The organism is Paraburkholderia pallida, assembly GCF_004524855.1.
Taxonomy (GTDB): Bacteria; Pseudomonadota; Gammaproteobacteria; order Burkholderiales; family Burkholderiaceae; genus Paraburkholderia; species Paraburkholderia oxyphila.
Window position 1 is genome coordinate 652,439 of record NZ_CP038151.1, and the last position, 20,881, is coordinate 673,319.

Below are 20,881 nucleotides of genomic sequence, written 5' to 3' on the forward strand. Positions count from 1 at the left end.
GAAACCGTTATCAATGCGTGGAGTCGGACGGCACCGCATGCCGCCATCCGGATTGCAGAATCGCGCGCTCCTGCGCTTCGACGCCAGAGCGGTCGCTCGCCGGACTGGGGGCGCCGGCGCTGGCGGATCCTTTCACAGCAGCGGCAGTGGCGGCATTCCGGTCTTGCGGCGGCGGTAGTTCCTCTGTGCTCGCGCCGGGCGGCGACGGAACCGCGGTGATCGCTTCGGCGGCGTTTTTCGGTGCATTCGGCGAATTCGGCGGGTTCAGTGGCGTCCAGCCCGTCTCCGTGATGGCGTGCTCCATTAACGATTGCGCGTGCAGGCTGCTCGAATCGATCGCGAGCGCTTCCGATGCCTGTTGCTGTACGCAGACCCAGGCATGCAGACTGGCACATCGGTCCGCGTTTTGCAGCGCGCTGTCGCGCCGTTGCTCGCGCGCCGCGATGTCACGCTGTATTGCGTGCGCATCCTCATTGTCCGCGTCGCGCATGATTGCGGCATTGATCGCGAATGTCGCGTCAGACAAGTTGTTTTCCGCGAGACTTGCACGCGCGGCGCGCAGACTGCCGGGGACATCCACGAATTGCGGCGTAGTCGAGCGCGGCCCCGCTTCGGCAGTCGGGGACATCGTGTTCGCTTGTTGCTGAGGCGAAGACCCCGAGATCGTACCGCTGGACGAATACGTGCTCTGATCCTCAGTCACGCCATCATGTTTGAATCTTTCGCCGAGCAGCAGAAACGCGGCATACGCGATCGCGAGAACGAAGCAGGCAAGCAAAAGGCCCTTCGAGAAGATCCGTCGTCCCAGGCTCCAGAAGAGCGACTCGTGCTCGACCGGCGTCGGCGAGTCCTTCACGTAGTCCGGCCTTACCGAGGAGTGACCGGATGCGGGCACGCCGGCCAGTGATGGCTTTACGGCCACCGGGGGCCGCGATTCCGCGGGATCTCTAACTCTTAATCTGACTTTCGGACGCGTATCCAGCCCGACCTTGTCGAGTGGATGAGCCGCGCCGCAGTGAGGGCAGAAGTCGGCGTGCTCATAGAGTACTGTGCCGCAACGCTTGCACACCGAGGGGAAATGCTGGTCACGAGTAATCTGAGCGGACATGGCGTTGACTCACCGTAGTGGCGATGCCAATTCTGCATGCTCAGGATCGACGTTGAAGCGAACGACGAACACTCGCGGAACTTACGATCTACATGCGCAGGAAAGCGGCGAGGCCGGACCCAGCCCAGCCGCTAAGAGCAGAATATCGGTGCTTTCCACCGGCGCGTCAATCGCCGTTGTTACCTACCGCACATATCCGTTGGCGCAACATGCGTCTGGGCGCCTGAATTATGGGAATTCTTAAGCACAGGGCTCATTGATTGGCGCGCCTGATCTTTTATTCATAAGAATGGCCGGGTTCACATCGATGCCTTTGATAACGAATGTCCAGATGGGCAGGCATCGCACTCCGCGACGTGTGCTCCTCGCATACATGCATGCAAACGAGAGCATCGTTGGGTGGATGGCCCGCCACGGACTGTGCGTGACGCCACCGTCGCGGGGCGTCACGCTACGGGTGGTTACCGGGCAAGCGCGGCGAGGCGGGGGAACAGGGCAAGGGCGTTGCCGCGATTGATCGAAGCCTGCTCATTGGCGCTGAACACCGCGCTGGCATCCTGTTGCGCGGTGAACGACGCACTGATGGGCGCGGGCGCGTACGGAAAATCCGCACGCGCAACAGGACGCGATCCTCGCGGATCGCCTCGACATCGGCTATTGTCCGGCATTCGGCACGGCCTTCGATGCGAAGCTCGCCGTGCGAACGGTCGGAAGCTGGTCGTGGGAAGTGGCGATGAGCGACCGGCATCCGCTGGCGAAGCGGCGCTCAGTGAGCGTCGCGGCGCTTGCGGACGAGCCGTTCATCGTCTACGCCGCCCACGGTGACGACGAAGGGCAACGGGCGATCCTGCGTCAGGTGCTCGGCAAGGAGCCGCGCGTCGCGTACAAGATGAGCAGCACGCTCTCCGCGCTCGCGTTGACGGCCGCAGGCCTCGGGCTGGTGCTTGCGCCCGGGCCGGTGAGCCGGATCGCGATACCGAACGTGGTTTATCGCAAGCTGGAGAGGCGCGGCCCGAAATCGGAGTTGGTGGTGATCAGCCGGATTGGTGGGGCGTGGGGGGCGAGTCAGCGGTATCTGGAGATGCTCGGGGAGGGCGATGGGTGAATGTTGCGTGAACGTGAGTCGCGCCTGCGTCGGGTACAACCAGGAAGCGACCATCAGTCTACATCTACAGGGATGCTTCATTGTCCGAAGCTTCCGTTCGAGCAGGGATGAATTGGGGTGAATCTAAACATCGCCTTACCGATGAAGAACGGACTGTCTGCGATAGCGCCAATCCGGGCACTTTGTGTGAGCCAGCGTACGGATGAAAGCCTGCAGAGGAGTTCTATGATAGTGAGCGATGGCGCTAATGCCTTTCCCCCATAAGCAAATGCTTCACATCTTCGGAAATTCATTCAAATTCAAGTTTTCTGAATTAATGGGGTATTCGCATCTAATTATCAGATAAATCTGGGTGCTTGCATATTTTGTAATAAAAAGGCTTTTTACATTCAATACGGGCAAGTATTCGACCAATCCAGGGAGAGCCAAATGGCGATCGTATTCAAGACCGACCGGGTTCGCGGCGAGTGGACGAAGCTGCACCATTACAACCCGGCACTCTGCAAGATTGTCCACGAGCTTTCCGCCTATCTTGCGAAGCAGCAGCAAAACCTGACGATTACCTGTATCTATCGATCGCAGAAAGAAAACAACGAAATCTACAGAGCGAGCAAGCCAAAGCATCAAAAAGTCACTGCTCACACGTATTACACCGCAGTCGACATTCGTTCTCATGGATTGGAAGCATTCATCCCGGAAATGCTAGAACTTCTGAACGCGCATAATTCCCGCAATGCAAACAGGACCAGAAGCGGACAAACGGCGATCTTTCACGAGGTCAACGGCCACGGTCCACATTTCCATATCCAGTTCCAGGAGAAGCACGCACATAAGCTTCCCAAGCATGCAAATCACAGTTGACACGGCGCCCTTAGCCTGAGACCGGCCCCTGACGCGAAGCTGCGTCACGGACCTCTTCGGGGCGGAAGTGTCAATTCGCTGATGCTACAAGCTGCCGTTCGGCGGCTCGATGCCCCCCGTCAGCAACCCGCCACATCTCGTCGACGGTCATTCCCACGAATCCCGCCTCGTATTCGTGCGCCATTGAATGTGGCCCTGCAAACAGTGTCTGGAGATACGGGTCGTCCATCGGGTCATGGCTGGTTAGAAATGAGCGCGTTAGGCCTTCAGGTTCTACGAAGGCGTGCCCTTGCGGCTGCTGGTCCAGCGTTTTCCGGAGCCCAGCCTGTCGACTTGACGTTGCAGATCTTTGCCCCAGGCAAAGCCCCTGACATGATTTATTCTGTTTCCCTTCGGGAAAATTTGTATTTTCGGCGAAAAAATCATGCGCGTAGTGCGTGGGCGCGCCGAGGCTCGCGCCAGGTGTCTGCATGTGAAACGCGATGAGTGATTGCAACTAACAATCCACGGCCTCAAAACCAGCAAGCGCCTTCGGCGGCAAGCGCCGCCCGGCAACAGATATCTGCGGATGGACCACCTGACTGCATGCGCCCACTTGGTGAAGCCCGAATTGCATTAAATGCAGTGTCCTGGGCAGCTCCCTAATGAGGGTGTTGCTACCGCATGGGTAACGCGATCACGGGAGCGCGCCTGATCTTCTCGAGGGCCCGCGGCGAAAGAGGGTTCATGCCATACGCGATATCCGATTCAGCCTTCGCTTCCCGACGCTGATCGGTCGGTGACCGTATCAAACAACGTTCGTTCGACAAATGCTAGCATCGTGCCCGCTCAATCGTTTGTCATCCAAAAAAAGCTCCATGAGAAAAATCGGACTTGCCGCAGTCCTTTCATTCGCTACGCTAACCGCGCCGGTCGCATGTTTTGCGCAAGCAGTTGCGAAGCCGGCGACGCACGTCATTTCGTCGATCGATCTGTCGAAGCCCTTCGGAACGAGTTCGCCGTGGCGGTTCATCGCATCGCAGGGACCGGATGTGCAGGACCCAATCGGCGCGCGGGATTCGGCGCCGGGCGTCGTTTTTCCATGCATTACGCCGGACAATGCCAAGACATGTCTGCCTGATACGGACAGCGCGCTGCGCCGTAAAAAGGACGCGGACTTCCTTTCGGAACCTCATTTTCTTCTCGACGCCCGGATCGTCCACGCGTCGGCGGAGCACGCGTTGCTCCTGCTGGAACTCGGGAGCTTCGAGACGGGCGACGGAGATCAGTTGAAAGGCACCCAGGTCTATGCATACGATCGGGGCCGCGACAGCTTTGCATTGGTCTACGCGCATCAGACTGGACGCAACAACAACCAGGAAGTTCGCTTCATCGCCGATGGCCCGCTGCAAGGAGAGATCATTTTAGTCGACCCGACGCGGGACGCTCCGTTCGGCTATTGGGTAGCCGTCAACAGTCGGGCAGGGGGTGGCAGTTATAGAGAAGTATTGCGCTATCGCAGCGCGACTACCTATGGCGACGGCAATCCGCTGGCGGTGATCGATGCGGAAATGCCGAACATCCAGGCGCGGCTCGGTTTGTGGAAGCCTGGTATGCCGCTCCCGCTGCCGCCGCATGACTGTCCCGCGCCTCACCTCGTAAAGTCGGTCCTATGGTGTCGTTGATCAGCGATGCATTGCACTGTGCACGGTTTCCGAAGTTTCATGTCCCACGCATCTGCGGACGCGGTCGGATCGACGGAAAAGGGGAGCGCTCTTTCGATGCTGGACGCCGTTGAGAAAGCAGGCGGTGCAACGCTGCTCGTCACGTTGAATACCAGACCGGGAGACCTGATTGACAGGACGTTTTCCGGCGCACGCACGGCCTGAGCTAACGCACGAACGCAATGCCAAAAAACACGCCCCGTATCCAGCCATGCCGGATACGGGGCGCGTTGCAGAACACTGCAGTGAGCAATAACGCGTCAGCTCTGCTTCGCCATCTCGCGTTTTTCCTCAGCAATGGCAGCGTTGCCGTTGAGCTTGCTGCTCACCCACCAGCCCACCGTCATCACCGCGATCCAGCCGATGCCGACGTACAGGGCAATACGCGTATCTTTCTCGTAGCCCAGCACGCCGATCACGCACAACATGAACGCAATAGCGACAGCGGGACCAACGGGCCACAGCGGCACCTTGAACTTCAGCGCGCGCACTTCGTCGCTGGACAGACGCCAGCGCATGGCCACCTGCGAAAGCAGGATCATGAGCCAGACCCAGACCGTGGCGAACGTCGCGATCGATGCGATGACCAGGAAGATCTGGTCCGGAATCAGGTAGTTGAGCAGCACGCCGCCGAGCAGCGCCACGCCCATCACGAGCACCGTCACCCAGGGCGCACCGGCACGCGACGTGATCGTGAACACACGCGGAGCCTGGCCTTGCGCGGCCATCCCGTACATCATGCGGCAGGCGCCGAAGATGTCGCTATTGATCGCGGAAACCGCAGCCGAAATCACCACCACGTTGAGGATCGTTGCCGCCGACTTGATCCCGAGTCCCGAGAAGATCTGCACGAACGGGCTGCCCTGGCCGTCGATCTTGGTCCACGGGAACACGGCCATCAAGACGATCATCGTGAGCACGTAGAACAGCAGGATACGCACGGGCACCGCGTTGATCGCGCGCGGCAGGACCACTTCGGGATTCTTGGCTTCGCCGCTCGTGATGCCGATGATCTCGACCCCGCCATACGCGAACATCACCACCGCGAGCGAGGCAACGAGTCCGCCCACGCCGTGCGGTGCGAAGCCGCCATGGGTCCAGAGATTCGAGAGCCCGTGTGCCTGCTCGCCATTCATGCTGATGCCCAGCATGAGAATGGCGGCGCCGCCGATGATCATCGCGCCGATGGCGAGAATCTTCGCGAGCGCGAGCCAGAACTCCATCTCGCCGAAGATCTTCACGTTGCACAGATTGAGCCCGCAGATCAGCAGCACGATGGCCAGCACCCAGATCCACTGCGGCACGTGCGGAAACCAGAAGGCCATATAGATGCCGAAGGCCGTCACGTCCGCGAGGCCGACGATGATCATTTCGAGGATATAGGTCCAGCCGGTGAGGAAGCCGGCGAGCGGGCCGAGGTAGTCGCCGGCGTAGCGGCTGAAGGAGCCCGAAATCGGATTGCGCACGGACATCTCGCCCAATGCGCGCATGACCATGTAGACTGCCGCGCCGCCCAGGATGTACGCGAGGACGACTGCCGGTCCGGCCAGCTGGATCGCCGATGCGGATCCGTAGAACAGGCCAGTGCCGATGGCGGAGCCGATCGCGAGGAACCGGATGTGGCGGGCTCCGAGGTTACGCTGCAGATTTTCTTCCAATGTCTCTTTCCTTGAACGGTCCCGCAGAGAGCAGCGGCGGCTTGTGGCCCCGTTGCACTCTGCCGGCACGTTTCGTCTTCTCTTTCATGCGGCCGTTGAGCGTCGCGCGCTGTTGCTCAGTGACGCTGGATGACGCTCAAGGCCGGTGATGCAAATTGCAGGTAGTGCGGATGTTGCGGGTATTACAGGCTCGGCAGGACTGCGGCCGGCAGCAGCGCGTTCAGATGGCGCTTGGCGATCAACGCGCTCGCTGCCTCGATGTCCGGTGCGAAGAAGCGGTCCTTCTCATAGAACGGCACGACTTCGCGCAGGATGTGGCGTGCGGTTTCCAGCGCGTCGGTGGTCTTCAGGCCTTCGCGGAAGTCGAGGCCCTGGCAGGCGCCAAGCCATTCGATCGCGAGCACGCCCTTGACGTTGTCGGCCATTTCCCAGAGGCGGCGGCCGGCGTTGGGCGCCATCGACACGTGGTCTTCCTGGTTCGCCGAGGTGGGCAGGCTGTCGACGCTGTGGGGGTGGGCGAGCGCCTTGTTGTCCGAGGCGAGCGCCGCGGCCGTGACCTGCGCGATCATGAAGCCCGAGTTCACGCCGCCGTTCGCCACGAGGAACGCGGGCAGTTGCGACATGTGCTTGTCCATCATCAGCGAGATGCGGCGTTCGCTGAGCGAGCCGATTTCCGCAATCGCGAGCGCGAGATTGTCCGCCGCCATCGCAACGGGTTCCGCGTGGAAGTTGCCGCCCGAGATGACGTCGCCTTCTTCGGGGAACACGAGCGGGTTGTCCGAGACGGCGTTGGATTCCACTTCCAGCACGTCGGCGGCGTTACGGATCTGCGTGAGGCAGGCGCCCATGACCTGCGGCTGGCAGCGCAGCGAATACGGGTCCTGAACCTTTTCGCAGTTCTCGTGCGACTGGCCGACCTGGCTCGATGCGCCGAGCAGATGGCGATACACGGCGGCGGCGTCGATCTGGCCGCGCTGGCCGCGCGCGGCGTGAATGCGCGGGTCGAACGGCGCGCGCGAGCCGAGCATGGATTCCACGCTCAGCGCACCGCACACGCTCGCTGCGCCGTAGAGGTCTTCGGCCAGAAACAGGCCCTTGAGCGCGTAGGCGGTCGAGGCTTGCGTGCCGTTCAGCAGCGCGAGGCCTTCCTTCGCGGCGAGGTTGAGCGGCTCGAGGCCGGCGATCTTGAGCGCGTCGCGCGCCGACATCCAGCGGCCGTCGTGGCGTGCCTTGCCTTCGCCCAGCAGCACGAGCGACATGTGCGCGAGCGGCGCGAGGTCGCCCGAGGCGCCCACGGAGCCCTTCACCGGAATGTGCGGATACACCTCGGCATTCACGAGCGCGATGAGCGCGTTGATGACCTTGCCGCGGATGCCCGAGAGGCCGCGCGCGAGGCTGTTGATCTTGAGCACCATGATGAGGCGCACGAGCGCGTCATCGAGCGCCTCGCCCACGCCCGCGGCGTGCGAGAGCACCAGCGAGCGCTGCAGGTTTTCGAGGTCGGCGCGCGCAATGCGCGTCGAAGCGAGCAGACCGAAGCCGGTGTTGATGCCGTAGGCGGTGCGGTCTTCCGCGATGATCTGTTCAACGCAGGCCACGCTGCGGTCGATGGCCACGTGGGCGCTGGGGTCGAGCGTGAGCCGCACGGGGTTCTGATGCACGCTGCGAAGTTGCGCGAGCGTGAGCGTGCCGGGGGTGATGCACAGCTCCGTAACCCGTTGAGTATCCTGGCGATGCGAAGTCACGGACTTCCTCCACTGAAAGAAATTGAAAGCAAAAGCGGTCCGGGGATGGCCGCGATGGTTGGAGCATATTGTATAGACAACTTTGCAGGTATCAGGGTTTACGCATAGGCGGTATAAACGGAACTACGGGCGTGCCGCGGCAGTCCGCGTGTGGCGTAAGTTCGCCGAAAGTTGTCTATTCAATGTAAATTGGGGAGCGGTTGAATCGGAGGCGTGAGCAGAGCGTGAAGGCGCGAACGCGCCGCCTTTCTGCATCAGACGGAGTCGTCATACGGTCTTTCAATTTCCCACCGTCTGGTTCGTCTTTGAGGGGTAAAGACGGCGGCGGGAGGGGGAGCCAGGGCGGGTATTTTTTGCCCGAGAGGGAAGCGTGAGTTTCCTGGGGGTGAAAATCGTGCCAGCCACCGACCACTGAACGATCGCGCTTCATTTCGCACACGCGAGGCGCCGGAATCCCAATGCGCCGCCACGCGGCGCGCGCATCAGAATCGCCAGAACAGGAACCGGTGGTGCGTGGTTCGAGGATGGCTTGCAGCAGGCGGAGTGCTCTTCGGCGCGAGTTGTGCATGCGCATCGATCACCCTCGCACGCAGCGCCATGTCGTAGAACGCGCCCACCATCGGCAACGCGCTGTGCGCGCCTTCACCCCAGTAGTCGTTGCGCAGCGTGACGCGGGCATCGTCGAAGCCGACCCATGCGCCCGCAACCAGTTGCGGATGCATCAGGATGAACCAGCTATCGGCATTGTCCTGCGTCGTGCCCGTCTTGCCGGCCACGTCGGCGCGAATCCCGAAGCGCGTCCTGATCTCGGTGCCGGTGCCGTGGTCGACCACGTCGCGCATCGCGTCGATGAGCTTGAGCGCCGCCGCCGGCGGCAGCGCCCGTTCCGGTTGAGCCGCCGGAAATTCGGCGAGCACGTTGCCGTCGCGATCCTCGATGCGCGTCACCATGCGCGGTTCGATATAGGCGCCGTGATCCGCGATCGTGCAATACGCCGAGACCATCTCCTTGAGCGTGACCGGGCTCGTGCCCAGCGCGAGCGATGGCACCGCATCGAGCGGGCTTTCGCGCACGCCCATCTTGCGCGCCAGATCGGCGACCTTGGCGGGACCTTCGCGCTGCATGAGCTGGGCCGTCACGCGGTTGCGCGAATAGGCGAGCGCGTCGCGCAGCGTCATCGGCCGGCCGGTGGGCGGCTCGGCGTCGGTCGGCCGCCACACCGCGTTGCCCTTGAGCGCAATGGTCACGTTGCGATCGACGATCGTGTCGCCCGGTTGCGCGCCGTCCGCGAAGGCCGCGCCGTAGACGAAGGCCTTGAAGGTCGAGCCGGGCTGACGCCGTGCCTGCTGCACATGATCGAACGGCTCGTCGTGGAAATCGCGGCTGCCGACCCACGCCTTGATATCCCCGTTGCGTGGATCGAGTGCGATGAAGCCCGCCTGGATTTGCGTCTTGCTGCGGCAGAGGGCGTCGACGAACGCGCCGTCCATCGCCAGTTTCCTCACGGCGGCCGGATCCGTGAGGCCCGCATCGCGCGCCGCGCGGTACTCGGGTGTCTGCCTCATGAATGACTGGAACAGGTCGTTGCCGGGCCAGCAGCCCGTTCTCTCGTTCCATGCGTCCTTGGCTATCCATTGCAGCTGGCCGGTTTGCCAGGCGACGGCCTGGGTCGCCATCGCCTGTAGCCGCGAATCGATGGTCGTGCGCACGACGAGGCCGTCCGAATAGATGTTGTAGCCGTTGCGGTCCGCCCAGGTGATCAGCCATCGGCGCAATTGCGCCGCGAAATGCGGAGCGGCGCCCACCTGCTCCGTTTGCGGCTCGAAATCGATGTGGGTGGGCTGGTTTTTGAGCCAGGCAAACTCGTCCGGCTTGAGCTTGCCGAACTTCACCATCTGGGCAAGCACCGTATTGCGGCGCTCGAGCGCCCGCTCCGGATTGAGCACCGGGTTGTAGGCGCTATTGGCCTTGAGCATGCCCACCAGCGTCGCGCTTTCGAGAATGTCGAGCTGCGCAGCGGGCTTGCCGAAGTACGTGCGTGCAGCCATCTCGACGCCGTAGGCGTTGTACAGGAACGGCACCGTATTCAGGTAGGTCTCGAGGATCTCGCCCTTGCTGTAGACGTACTCGATCTTGAGAGCGGTGATGGCCTCCTTGAGCTTGCGCGTGAGCGTGGGCGCACGGCCGACCTCGTCGGGGTACAGATTGCGCGCGAGCTGCTGCGTGATGGTGGAGCCGCCTTGCCGCGTGCCGGAAAACGTGTGGAAGGCCGCCGACGCGAGACGCTCGGGGTCGATGCCGTGATGCTCGTAGAACCGGTGGTCCTCGGTGGCGATCAACGCCTGCACCACCCAGGGGGAAATCTGGTTGAGCGGCACCCACTCGCGATTGACGGGCTTGAACTCGGCGAGCAGTTTGCCGTCGGCGGAGACGACCAGCGCGGGGCGATCGACACGCGCCTTGCGGATGTCGCTAACGCGCGGCGTGAACGGGATGAGCGCAAGGACATAGACGAGAAACAGCGCCGGCACCGCAGCCAGAGCGAGCATGAAACCGCGACGCGTCGGATGTCGAAGCCCGCGCCACGCAGCGCCGCTCATGCCGCGGGCCTTTGCGCCGGCCATCGCCGCAACAGTGCGCAGACGTGTGAGCCACCGAGCGCAAAGCTCACGAAAATGCGATACGGACGGGCGGTTCACGTTGGCGGTGCAGTGGACGAAAGGCGCGATCGTACCAAAGTGCCAGCGCGTTCCCAGCGCTAAAACGGGCCTGCGCGTCTGCCGCTAACAGTTGATTACACTTGTTTCGAATTTGCTGCGCGGATTGGGTGCCTGATCATCAGCCGAAGATTCGAATTCGCAGCGGCGAGGGCATTGAGCAGGCCCGCGTGCGCTTGCATGAATCGGACCTGCCTGAACGACATCCGCAACGCGAGCCGCGCTATTGCATATCCCGCGCTACGCGAAAACCATTGGCGTTGTAGCGCACGCTGCTGTCGTACTTGAAGCGCGTGGCGCTCAGCATATAGCCCGCGCCGTCACGCCACGAGCCGCCACGGATGACGCGCGTCTGGCAATTGGGCTCGTCCCAGGTGCGCCCGTCGTCGGGGGCGTTCTTGTAGGAGTTGTGCCAGCAGTCGCTGACCCATTCCCAGACGCCGCCCGCCATGTCGTAGAAGCCATAGGGATTGGCCGGAAACGAGCCGACGTCGTCGGGTGCCTCGACATGCCACGGCTGGCCGCAGTCCTTGCAGTTCGCCGTTCCCTTGCGCATCTCGTTACCCCACCAGTAGCGCGTGGCGGTGCCGCCGCGCGCGGCGTACTCCCATTCCGCCTCGGAGGGCAGGCGGTACGGTTTTCCGCTGACCTTCGAGAGCCACTTCACGTATTGCTGCGCGTCGTCCCAGCTCAGATCGCGCACGGGTGCGTTCGGTGCGGAGTTGCTGTCGCTCGACAAGCGTGGGCACGCACCCGCATTGGCGCAAGCGTTCCACTGCGCCACGGTCACCGCGTACTTCGACAGTGCGTAGCTATGGCCAATCGTCACGCGATGCACGGGCTTTTCGGATGGATCGTCGGTGTCGTTGCCCATCATGAAGTTGCCGGGCGTCACCGCAATCAGGAGCGGGCAAGTGGAGCAGTCCTTAATATCGTGCGGCCCTGGCTTGGTCGTGGCAATGTTGACTTTCGCGGGAACCGCCGTTTGAGCGGGCGTTGCAACAGCGGGCGCGGCCTTGGTCTGCGCGGCCGGTGGTGCGGCTGGGGGAGGCGGCGTCTTGGCTTGTGGTGCAGGCGCGGGTGCGGCGGGTGCCGCGCTGCTCGCCGCGTGTGCTACCGGCGCTGTGGGGGCCGCGTTGCTCGCCGCGTGTGCCACTGGCGCTGTGGGCGCTGCGGGCGCGCTGGCCGATTTCGGTGCGGCGGCGCGCAGGCGTGCAAGGCGAGCCTGGGCGAGGGGGGCGAAGCGCCCGTTTGGATAGGCCTTCAGGTATGCCTCGTAATCGCTGGGGTATTGGCTGTCCTTGATCGAATTCCAGAAGGTGATTTCGTACTCTTCCGAGGTGTCTTTCGGCATCAGGCCGACACGCAGGATGACAAAGCCATCATGACGCCGGGCCAGACGCAACGCGTGCGCGGCGGCGGCGCGTGCGTCCTTGAACTGCGCAAGCAGAGCCTTGGGCGGCGGCGTGCTGGCGGGCGCCGAAGCGGCTTGCGTTGGGGGCAGGGGCGAGGGGATCGCCGAGGTTGGGCTGAGCGAGGCCAGCAGGCACACAGGCAACAATAGCCGCCACATGTTTGTTCTCCCTGGCAGGCGACGCCCGGAGGCGCCGCCCAGGAGCCATCGATTTTGAATGCAGAGGGCGAGCTGCCCGGCCGTGCTGGCACGATGCGGGCGTTATAGACGCTGCCGGCCACGGGCGCAAGCATTGTTCGCACACAACTACAAAATAGCACGCGTTCCGGCGATGCATGAGGCGAATGACGCACATGAGACGAACGAGGCGGGCCCGTTTCGATTTATGTGCATCGTGGTGAATTCGACCTAAGCTGTACAACACGCACCGAACTGCAACACCGCGTGCCGACTGCCGAAGAAGGAGCAACGAGATGCGAAGAAGAGAAACCTTGCTGGCCCTGGCAGCGGCCATTCTGATGCCGCGACTCGCTTGGGCCGAGCGCACGCCGTCGCCGCCTGGAGCCGAGGAATACATCATCTGGCCGCCGGACGGCGCGACGATTCCCAACGGCAAGTTCTGGGTGCGCATGGGACTGCGCAACATGGGGGTTTGCCCGAAGGGCGTGAATCGGGCGAACACGGGCCATCATCATTTGCTCATCGACACGGATCTACCTCCGCTCGACCAGCCGATTCCGTCCGATCGCAATCATCTTCATTTCGGTGCGGGTGAAACGGAGGCGCGTATCGAGCTGCCGCCGGGCAAGCATACGCTGCAGTTGCTGATGGGCGATTACAACCACGTGCCGCATGATCCGCCGGTTTATTCGAAGAAGATCACGATTACGGTCAAGTAGCGAGGTATTGCTTCGAGGCTGTTGTCAGTCAGTAGCGGGAGTGCATGCCATGAACCGGTTCGCTGCCTTTGTTGTCGTTTCTGTTTTGGCCTTTGCGGCCAGCCCCGCGGTGCTCTTGGGCGGTGTGGCGTATGCGGGTACTACGCCGGCCGATCCACGCGCGATCGTTTATATCGGGTGGCCCAATAATGGGCAGGTTATGCCGGCCGGCAAGCCGTTTCGTGTCTGGTTCGGGTTGAGGTATATGGGCGTGGCGCCCAAGGATGTCGAATTCAAGAATACTGGGCATCATCATTTGCTCATCGATACTGACTTGCCGCCTATGGATCAGCCTATTCCTTCCGATCGGAATCATCTGCATTTTGGGGCGGGGGAGACTGAAACCATGATTCAGTTGCCGCCTGGTAAGCATACGTTGCAGTTGCTCATGGGCGATGCTCATCATATTCCGCATGATCCACCTGTCTATTCCAAGAAGATTACTATTTACGTTAAGTGATCCATACGGATTGGTTTTTTTATGGCCTTTGGCCTTAACTTGTTTTCGCGGCGGGCCGCGGGCGTTGCCCCTGTGCGGGGCGGCACCTACTTTTCTTTGCCGCGGCAAAGAAAAGTAGGCAAAAGAAAGCCGCTCACACCGCCAGTGTGACGCAGTTCACCACTGCCCTGTATTTCGGAGCGGCTCCGGAGCGTCTGTCGCCACGCGACGTCACACGGAGTGACTAAGGGCTCATCCATCCGGCGGCGCTCCGCGCGCCGTGGGGTATAACCAAAAACAGTGGGATGCACGCGTTTTCGTAGGACTCCAGCGTATTCGATCGGCTGCTCGCCCACGCATTCGCCAGCCAACACGCCCGTGCATTCACCAGTCAGCACTCCCGCGCATTTACCAATCAGCACGTCAGCGTATTTACCGGCCAGCACGCCAGCGCATTTACCGGTCATCACCTTCGCGCACTTACCGGGTGGCACCCCCGGCGCATTCGCCGGCCAGCCCGCCTGGTTTTCCCTGCAGCCCCTTCCGCCCGCGCGTAGCGCGTGGCGGGAAGGATGAGCCCCTTGTCACTCCGGCGGAGTGTGCGGGGAGACGGATGCCCCGGAGCCGCTCCGATTAAAAGGGCAGTGGGGGACGGCGTCACACTGGCGGTGTGAGCCGCTTTCTTTTGCCTACTTTTCTTTGCGGCTGCAAAGAAAAGTAGGTGCCGCCCCGCACAGGGGCAACGCCTGCGGCCCGCCGCGAAAACAAGTTAAGGCCAACGGCCTTAAAACCTGCAGAAAAAAGCACGCAGCTGTCTGCAAAGCCCCAACACAATTCCCGCGCTGAGTTGGCGCACGTCCATCACCCATGGCCTCCTGCACGACTCATTTCAAGTGCGCCGGCACGCACGCCGCCAATCAACTCCCATACGCAGCGGGCCCTGCGCCCAATTCCAGTCAGCCAGCCAGAAACCTGGCACGCCTCGTGCCTCTACCCCATCGAGCCCGCAAAACTGCAGCTCAACCACCAACATCCCGGCAACACCCATCTGGAGAACTACCATGACCAAGCTGATGATCGCAGACCTGAGCGTCGCCCACGAACTCGACCGCCGTGAAATGAGCGCCGTACGCGGCGGCACCATGGGCGGCCTGATGCCCTTCTACTACCCGACCCCGAGCGTGAAGATCGACTCGACCACCTTCAACGCTTCGCAATTGATCGGCCAGTCCAACGACATCGTCAACGAAACGGGCAACGACGTGGCGTTCGTCAACGGCATTCACTCGACGGTCAACCCCGTTCAAAACGCCAAGAACACGATCAACTACTACTGAGCACGCCGCAAGCCGTGGAGGCCCCAGCGCCTCCACGGTGCTTCCCAGGCTCCCCCCCGTCTCCCCATCCCCCACACCCGCATCGTCGCGTTCCGCTCAAGGAGTCGATCGTGAACACCGCTCTTTCGTCATCGATCGCGCAATCGCACACAAACGCCCATTTCGGCATGCCGAGCTTGCTCGCGCGCGTTGCCGGCGCTGCGGGATTGTGCGCCGCGTTGCTGTGCGGCTGCACCGACCTCAGCACGCCCGCCTACCGGCGCCCGGATATGCCGGCCAAGGAAAGCTGGGCACACACGCACGGCGCCGTTTCAGCGGCAGCCACCGTCGACCCGCAATGGTGGAAGGCCTTCAACGACCCGTATCTGAACACGCTGATCGACAAGGCCATCTCGGCCAACGTCGACATCAAGATTCTGGCGGCGCGCATTGGCGTGGCCAGCGCGCAGATCGGCGAAGCGCAGGCCGGCGAGCTGCCCACGGTCGATGCGGGCGCCGGCATCGACTATGAAAAGAGCACGGGCATCGCCCTCACGAAGACCTACGATGTGGCCACCCAGGTGAACTGGGACATCGATATCTGGGGCAAGGTCGAGAAGAGCGTGCAGGCCCAGAAGGCCGAATTCCATGCGAGCGAGGCCGATTGGCGTGCAGGCTGGCTCACGCTCGTGGCCAATGTGGCGACCACGTATTTCCAGATCCTCCAGTTCGACGATCAGATCAAGGAGGAGCAACAGACGCTCGACAAGAACAAGCAGATCCTCACGATCTATCAGCAGATGTACGCAAACGGTGTTGCGCCCAAGACCGAGGTCCTGCGCCAGAGCGCCGAGATCAACGGGCTCGCCAATGAGCTGCTCGAGCTGCATCGCGAGCGCGATACGGCCGAAAATGCGCTGGCTACGCTGATCGGCGTGCCGGCGGGCGAGTTCAAGATGCCCGTGGGTCAGTTGCGCCAGCGCGTGAAGTTCCCCGACGTGCCCATGGGCCTGCCCGCCCAGCTGCTGGGCCGCCGCCCCGATGTGGTGGCCGCGCAATTCCGCATTCTCGAATCGTATGATGAAGTCGGGTCCGCGCGGCTCGCGCAACTGCCGACCATCAGTCTCACGGGCCGCGCCGGCACGGCCGCGTTCTCGCTCTCCGATCTGTTCAAGGTGTTCACGCTGAGCTTCATGCCGAGCATCGACCTGCCGATGTTCGATCCCAGCGTGCATGCCCACATCAAGACGACCGAGGCGCAAAGCAAGGTTGCCGAAGAGCAGTATCGTCAGGCGGTCTTCACGGCCTTCGAAGAGGTCGAGAACGCGCTCGTGAACCTCGATGCGCACAAGAAGCAGCGTGTCGAGCTGCTCCAGCAGAACGAGCAGCTGCGCACCGTCGCGGCGCAGGTCGAGGCGCAGTTGAAGGAAGGGCTCGTCTCGCAGCTGGAAGTACTGGAGTCCGAACGTTCGCTCGCTTCCGCGGAGCTGTCCCTGCTCGCCAATCACGAGCAGATCCTGAGCGACACCGTTACGCTCTACAAGGCCATGGGCGGCGGGTGGACCGATGTCGAAGTCGCCAACGTGGCATCCAGTTCCGCTGCGCCCGCAGCCCCGGCGCGGTGAGCCCGCGCATCCCGGCGGGCCACGCCGGTTGTTTGATTCCCGCGATCCGTCGCCTACACTTTTCTAACACCCCGATCGCCATGTGCAAGGCGCGCGGCTTCACAAGGACAGTCCGTGCGCGCGCAGTGCTCGCGCTGCGCGCAGTCTGGCGGACAACTGCTGATCGTTGGCGCAATCATGGTGCCTGACGCCGCTTCGATTGCCGAGAAAGAGACTTCGCTCGACCGGACGTTCGATATCGTGCTGCGTCCGATATCGCATCCGGAGTTGGGCGAGATCCGCATCGACAAGGATCTGTTCGCGGTGGGGCGAACCCAGCCGCCGTTTGCGTCGGCGCGGCCCGAGTTCGTCGTGGACCTTTCGCGCCGTCATGCGCGCATCTTCCGCGAAGGCCGCGCCGCCTATGTGGCCGACCTCGGCAGCAAGAACGGCACGGCTGTCAATGGCATCGAAGTCGCCCAGAAGCCGCATGTCCTCAACGATGGCGATGAGCTGTGCTTTGCCGGCGCGCTCTCGTTTCGCGTTGGTTTCGCGCCGCGTGCGGCGCGCGAGGCGGTGCGCCAGGCGGTGGTGACGCTCACGCCCGAGCGCGGCGATCTGGGCTTGCAGCAGATCGTCGTCACGAGCTTTCCGTTTCTCGTGAGCAAGGCGGACGAGACCTTCTCCCAGTATCGCGAGGCCTACCCGCATCAGGTGAACTACCTGTCGCGACGCCATGCGCATATCTATGCCGAGGACGACGCTGTCTATGTCGAAGATCTCGGCAGCACCAACGGCACCTTCCTCGATGAGCGTCGTCTCGACGAACAGGCCGTGCGTCTCGAAGACGGGCAGCGGCTCGCATTCGGTGGCGACCACTTCGTCTATCGCGTCGGGCTCGAAAGCGCGTGCGCCAGCGAGGCCACCGCCACCGCGACGCGCCGGCCCGATGCGGCCGCCCTCGCAGCGGACCTCGAGCGCACGACGTTCGTCGGCACGGCCCATTCGTTCCTCGATATTTTCTGCACGCCGCCGGCCCCGGCCCAGGACGACGAGATCAACCCCGATGCCAATGCGCCCGGCCGCGCCAGCGAAGCCGCCCAGGACACGAGGCGCAAGCGCGGACGTGTCGAAACCTTTCTCAGCGAGTTGAGCGAGGCGCTGGGCGGCAGCGGGCGCATCAACATGCGTCGGCTCGCAGGGTGGGGCGCAGGCGTGCTTGCCGCGCTCGTCGTGCTGGTCGCGACGACGGTGTTCCAGGGCGCGCCGCAACGCGACATGCAAGCCTTGCTGGCGAGCGGCCAATACGAAAGCGCGGCGCTGAAGGCCGATCAATACCTCGCACGCCAGCCCGACGACGGCGCGTGGCGCGCGATGGGGACAGAAGCGCTGGTCAAGGCGAAGGTGCCGGCGTGGATCGACGCCATCAATGCGCACGCGTTCGATCGCGCGCAGGCGATCGTGCAGGAGATGCGCACGCTCGCGCGCCATAACGCGGACGCAGCGCCGCTCGTGGACAACATCGACTGGATGGGGGCGCTGCAGTCGTTCGTGCTCGGACGCGGCGGTCCTGAAGCGCCGATCCGCATCTATCGCGACGAAGCGCCCATCCGCGCGCTGACGAGCCGCTGGAACGACGACCCAGGCGAGCATCAGCGCGCGCTCGACCGGATTTCGGCCTATGTGCCGGCGTTTGCCGCCGTGTACGCCGATGCGCTGAGCCACTTGCGCAAGCTGCAAAGCGACGATTCGGTCTACGTGGCGGCGCTCGACCGGATCAAGGCGGAGATCGACAAGGCGCTCGATAGCGACCGTCTGGACACGCTCGCCGCGACGCTGACCGACTATGGGCAGCGCTATCCGCGGCTTGCCGGTCTCGACGCGGTGCGCGCCGACCTCGACCAGTACCAGCAGATCGACAGCGAGGCGCACGCGGGCCATCTGCAGGCCGTGCACGACCGCCTTGGCGCGGCCCATTTCGCCACGCCGCCATTCGCGGCCCATGCAAGCGCGCTCGAAAAGCTCGCAGCGGCAGGAGACCACGGTGAAGCTCTCCCGTCTCATTGAGCGTGTGCGTGCGCGTGTTCGCGCAGCGCATCCAGCGGCCGAGCCGCCACGGCCGCTTGGCGAGGCGCTGGACGAGCACAGCGTGGAAGGCGTCGCGATCCTGACCGCGCGGCCCTGGCGCCTCATCGAGGCGACAGTGATCGCGATGGTCGCGCTCGTGGTCTGCGGCCTGGCGTGGTCGCTGATCGGCCGCGCGGACGTGATCGTGAGCGCGCAGGGCACGCTCGCTCCCGAGTCCGAGGTGCGCCGCATTTACGCGCCCGTGGATGGCGAGCTCGTCGATATCTATATCGCCGAAGGGCAGCCGGTCGAGAAGGACGACGTGATTGGCCGCATCAATGCGCGCGGTGCGATCCAGGCGGCGACCAACGCACTCGATGCGCGCCTGAAGCTGGACGACGCCGAGCGCGACTGGAAGGAATTCCCCGAAAAGAAGGCACTCATGGAGCGCAAGGCCGATGCGCTCAAGGCGCAGATCGACGTCGAGGCGCACCAGCACGAGAACCGGGTGACGGAAGGCACGAGCAAGCTCGCGCAGGCCGAGAACGCCCAGCTCGACGAAGCGCGCGCCAATATCGACAACGCGCGCCACGTGCGCGACCTCGCGAAGGACGAGCAGGACAAGTACGAGCGTCTGTTCGCGCTGCCTGGCGGCGGCGGGATTGCGCAAAGCCAGGTCGAGGAGAAGCGCAGCGCGTATTTGCAGGCGGACAACAACTTGCGGATCGCCCAGGCGCGGCTCGCCGAGTTGCAGGCGCAGACGAGCCACGAATTCTCGCAGGCGAAGGCACAGCTCGAAGGCAGCGCCGAGCAGCTCACGAGCTTGCGCATCGAATACGACGCGACCGAGCGCGAGATCGCCAACACGGAGGACAAGCTGCGGCTGCAGGTCCAGACGGCGCGCCTTGCCGCCGACGCCGCGGCGCGCATCCGCTTCGAGAACATCGACAAGGACAATTTCCTGCAAGTGCTCGCACCCGTCTCGGGCGTGATCACCGACGTGACCACCACCCAGCCCGGCGACAAGATCCAGGCGAACACGCCGCTGGGCGGCATCGCGCCGGCCAATGCGCGCCCGGTCGTGAAAGTAGCCATTGCCGAGCAGGACCGCGCGTTCCTGCACGAAGGCCTGCCCGTCAAGCTGAAGTTCAACGCGTTTCCATACCAGCGCTACGGCGTGGTGGACGGCACGCTCGAATACATTTCGCCCACCACCAAGCCGCAGGCGCAAACGCGCGAGCCGGTCTACGAAGGGCGCGTGCGCCTCGCGCGCGATTATTTCTCGATCGCCGGCACGACGTATCCGCTGCGCTACGGCATGACGGCGACGGCCGAGATCGTCGTGCGCGAGCGACGCCTGATCGATTTTGCGCTGGACCCGTTCCGGCAGATCGCAGGCTGAATCCAGAACACCGTATCCAGAACGCAGTCATCAGGGGAACAACATGACGGCAATCGTGCGTATCGACGACGAGACCATTGGCACCGAGGATTTCATCCGCGTGCTGAAGCTCACGGGGCAGTTCGAGAGCCTGGTCGAGCAGCAGGTGCGCGACCGGCTCACGGTCATCGCGGCGAAGAAGATGGGCTTGCAGGTGAGCGCCGACGAAATCCAGCAGCGCGCCGACCAGTTCCGCCGCGTGCGGGGCTTGCACCGCGCGGCGGACATGAACCGCTATCTCGACGTCTTCGGCATCAGCCTCGACGAATTCGAGGGCTTTATCACCGACACGCTCTACCAGGAAAAGACCTTCGACCGGATCTGCAACGACGAGGCGGTCGAGAGCTATTTCAAGCTCAATTCGCCGAAGTTCGACAGCATCGAGGTGAGCCATATCGTGGTCGATTCCGAAGGCAAGGCGAGAGAAGTGATGTCGATCCTCGAGGACGAGCCGGCGGCATTCGGCGAGATGGCGCGCGAGCACTCGATTGCCGATACGAGCGAGCGGGGCGGTGTGATCGGCAAGGTGCTGCGCGGCTCACTGAAAACGGATATCGAGGCGAAGGTGTTCAACGCACAGGTGGGCGATCTGCTCGGCCCGTTCCCCGCGCCCGATGGCTCGTTCTTCGAAATCTTCTGCGTGAGCGCGAAGCATCCGGCAACGCTCGATGCGGACGTTTCGTCCGAGGTAAGGCGGCTCCTGCGCGAAGAGTGGCTGGCCGAGCGCGCTCAAGAACACATCATCGACGCGCGCTGAGTGCGCCC

The 20,881-nt window shown here is 63.1% G+C and carries 15 protein-coding genes; 10 read left to right on the top strand and 5 right to left on the bottom strand.

Going from position 1 to position 20,881, the window contains the following annotated elements; all coding sequences use genetic code 11:
* Positions 1-10 precede the first annotated feature (10 nt).
* Positions 11-1,108: a zinc ribbon domain-containing protein gene (locus tag E1956_RS37835; protein WP_167760257.1), complete on the bottom strand. Its 1,098-nt coding sequence runs from the start codon at positions 1,106-1,108 to the stop codon at positions 11-13.
* 649 nt (positions 1,109-1,757) lie between these two features.
* Between E1956_RS37835 and E1956_RS37840 the strand changes: the two genes are divergently transcribed.
* From E1956_RS37840 to E1956_RS37850, 3 genes are all read left to right on the top strand, one after another.
* Entirely contained in the window at positions 1,758-2,213 is a 456-nt protein-coding gene (locus tag E1956_RS37840; RefSeq protein WP_232072426.1) for a LysR family substrate-binding domain-containing protein, read from the top strand.
* Between the two features lie 429 nt (positions 2,214-2,642).
* Positions 2,643-3,074 carry a M15 family metallopeptidase domain-containing protein gene (locus E1956_RS37845; RefSeq protein ID WP_134758470.1) on the top strand — a complete coding sequence of 144 codons (432 nt, stop codon included), beginning with the start codon at positions 2,643-2,645 and terminating at the stop codon, positions 3,072-3,074.
* 857 nt (positions 3,075-3,931) lie between these two features.
* On the top strand, positions 3,932-4,738 hold the full coding sequence (locus E1956_RS37850) for a hypothetical protein (protein ID WP_197733015.1): 807 nt from the start codon (positions 3,932-3,934) through the stop codon (positions 4,736-4,738).
* Positions 4,739-5,037: 299 nt separating this feature from the next.
* Here E1956_RS37850 and E1956_RS37855 read toward each other — a convergent pair whose 3' ends face one another.
* The 4 genes from E1956_RS37855 to E1956_RS37870 all read right to left on the bottom strand — a co-directional run bounded on the left by E1956_RS37855 (position 5,038) and on the right by E1956_RS37870 (position 12,470).
* The gene (locus E1956_RS37855; RefSeq protein WP_134758471.1) at positions 5,038-6,435 is read right to left on the bottom strand and encodes an amino acid permease; all 1,398 of its coding nucleotides are present in this window, start codon (positions 6,433-6,435) and stop codon (positions 5,038-5,040) included.
* Positions 6,436-6,617: 182 nt separating this feature from the next.
* Complete coding sequence (gene hutH / locus E1956_RS37860; protein ID WP_232072380.1) at positions 6,618-8,180, bottom strand: histidine ammonia-lyase; 1,563 nt, start codon at positions 8,178-8,180, stop codon at positions 6,618-6,620.
* A 482-nt stretch (positions 8,181-8,662) separates the two neighbouring features.
* The gene (locus tag E1956_RS37865) at positions 8,663-10,804 is read right to left on the bottom strand and encodes a penicillin-binding protein 1A (protein WP_134758472.1); all 2,142 of its coding nucleotides are present in this window, start codon (positions 10,802-10,804) and stop codon (positions 8,663-8,665) included.
* A 316-nt stretch (positions 10,805-11,120) separates the two neighbouring features.
* A complete protein-coding gene (locus E1956_RS37870) occupies positions 11,121-12,470 on the bottom strand; it encodes a formylglycine-generating enzyme family protein (RefSeq protein ID WP_134758473.1) in 1,350 nt (449 codons plus the stop codon).
* A gap of 314 nt (positions 12,471-12,784) precedes the next feature.
* On the opposite strand from E1956_RS37870, the gene E1956_RS37875 reads away from it, so the two are divergent.
* From E1956_RS37875 to E1956_RS37905, 7 genes are all read left to right on the top strand, one after another.
* Entirely contained in the window at positions 12,785-13,210 is a 426-nt protein-coding gene (locus tag E1956_RS37875; RefSeq protein WP_134758474.1) for a DUF4399 domain-containing protein, read from the top strand.
* A gap of 49 nt (positions 13,211-13,259) precedes the next feature.
* Positions 13,260-13,709, top strand: a complete 450-nt coding sequence (locus E1956_RS37880; RefSeq protein ID WP_134758475.1) for a DUF4399 domain-containing protein — start codon at positions 13,260-13,262, stop codon at positions 13,707-13,709.
* A 1,040-nt stretch (positions 13,710-14,749) separates the two neighbouring features.
* Complete coding sequence (locus E1956_RS37885; RefSeq protein ID WP_134758476.1) at positions 14,750-15,025, top strand: hypothetical protein; 276 nt, start codon at positions 14,750-14,752, stop codon at positions 15,023-15,025.
* A gap of 167 nt (positions 15,026-15,192) precedes the next feature.
* Positions 15,193-16,629, top strand: a complete 1,437-nt coding sequence (locus tag E1956_RS37890; protein ID WP_134759603.1) for an efflux transporter outer membrane subunit — start codon at positions 15,193-15,195, stop codon at positions 16,627-16,629.
* Positions 16,630-16,743: 114 nt separating this feature from the next.
* Positions 16,744-18,675, top strand: a complete 1,932-nt coding sequence (locus E1956_RS37895; RefSeq protein ID WP_232072382.1) for an FHA domain-containing protein — start codon at positions 16,744-16,746, stop codon at positions 18,673-18,675.
* 4 nt (positions 18,676-18,679) lie between these two features.
* Positions 18,680-20,077, top strand: a complete 1,398-nt coding sequence (locus E1956_RS37900; protein ID WP_232072428.1) for a beta-barrel domain-containing protein — start codon at positions 18,680-18,682, stop codon at positions 20,075-20,077.
* A 43-nt stretch (positions 20,078-20,120) separates the two neighbouring features.
* Positions 20,121-20,873, top strand: coding sequence for a peptidylprolyl isomerase (locus E1956_RS37905; RefSeq protein WP_134758478.1), 753 nt, complete (start codon positions 20,121-20,123; stop codon positions 20,871-20,873).
* Positions 20,874-20,881 lie beyond the last annotated feature (8 nt).

Bases quoted from the DNA above. Each gene is read 5' to 3' on its own strand.
- E1956_RS37845 (WP_134758470.1), top strand. From the start codon at position 2,643: ATGGCGATCGTATTCAAGACCGACCGGGTTCGCGGCGAGTGGACGAAG.
- E1956_RS37875 (WP_134758474.1), top strand. From the start codon at position 12,785: ATGCGAAGAAGAGAAACCTTGCTGGCCCTGGCAGCGGCCATTCTGATG.
- E1956_RS37835 (WP_167760257.1), bottom strand. From the start codon at position 1,108: ATGTCCGCTCAGATTACTCGTGACCAGCATTTCCCCTCGGTGTGCAAG.
- E1956_RS37865 (WP_134758472.1), bottom strand. From the start codon at position 10,804: ATGGCCGGCGCAAAGGCCCGCGGCATGAGCGGCGCTGCGTGGCGCGGG.
- E1956_RS37885 (WP_134758476.1), top strand. From the start codon at position 14,750: ATGACCAAGCTGATGATCGCAGACCTGAGCGTCGCCCACGAACTCGAC.
- E1956_RS37905 (WP_134758478.1), top strand. From the start codon at position 20,121: ATGACGGCAATCGTGCGTATCGACGACGAGACCATTGGCACCGAGGAT.
- E1956_RS37880 (WP_134758475.1), top strand. From the start codon at position 13,260: ATGAACCGGTTCGCTGCCTTTGTTGTCGTTTCTGTTTTGGCCTTTGCG.
- E1956_RS37870 (WP_134758473.1), bottom strand. From the start codon at position 12,470: ATGTGGCGGCTATTGTTGCCTGTGTGCCTGCTGGCCTCGCTCAGCCCA.
- E1956_RS37890 (WP_134759603.1), top strand. From the start codon at position 15,193: ATGCCGAGCTTGCTCGCGCGCGTTGCCGGCGCTGCGGGATTGTGCGCC.
- E1956_RS37850 (WP_197733015.1), top strand. From the start codon at position 3,932: ATGAGAAAAATCGGACTTGCCGCAGTCCTTTCATTCGCTACGCTAACC.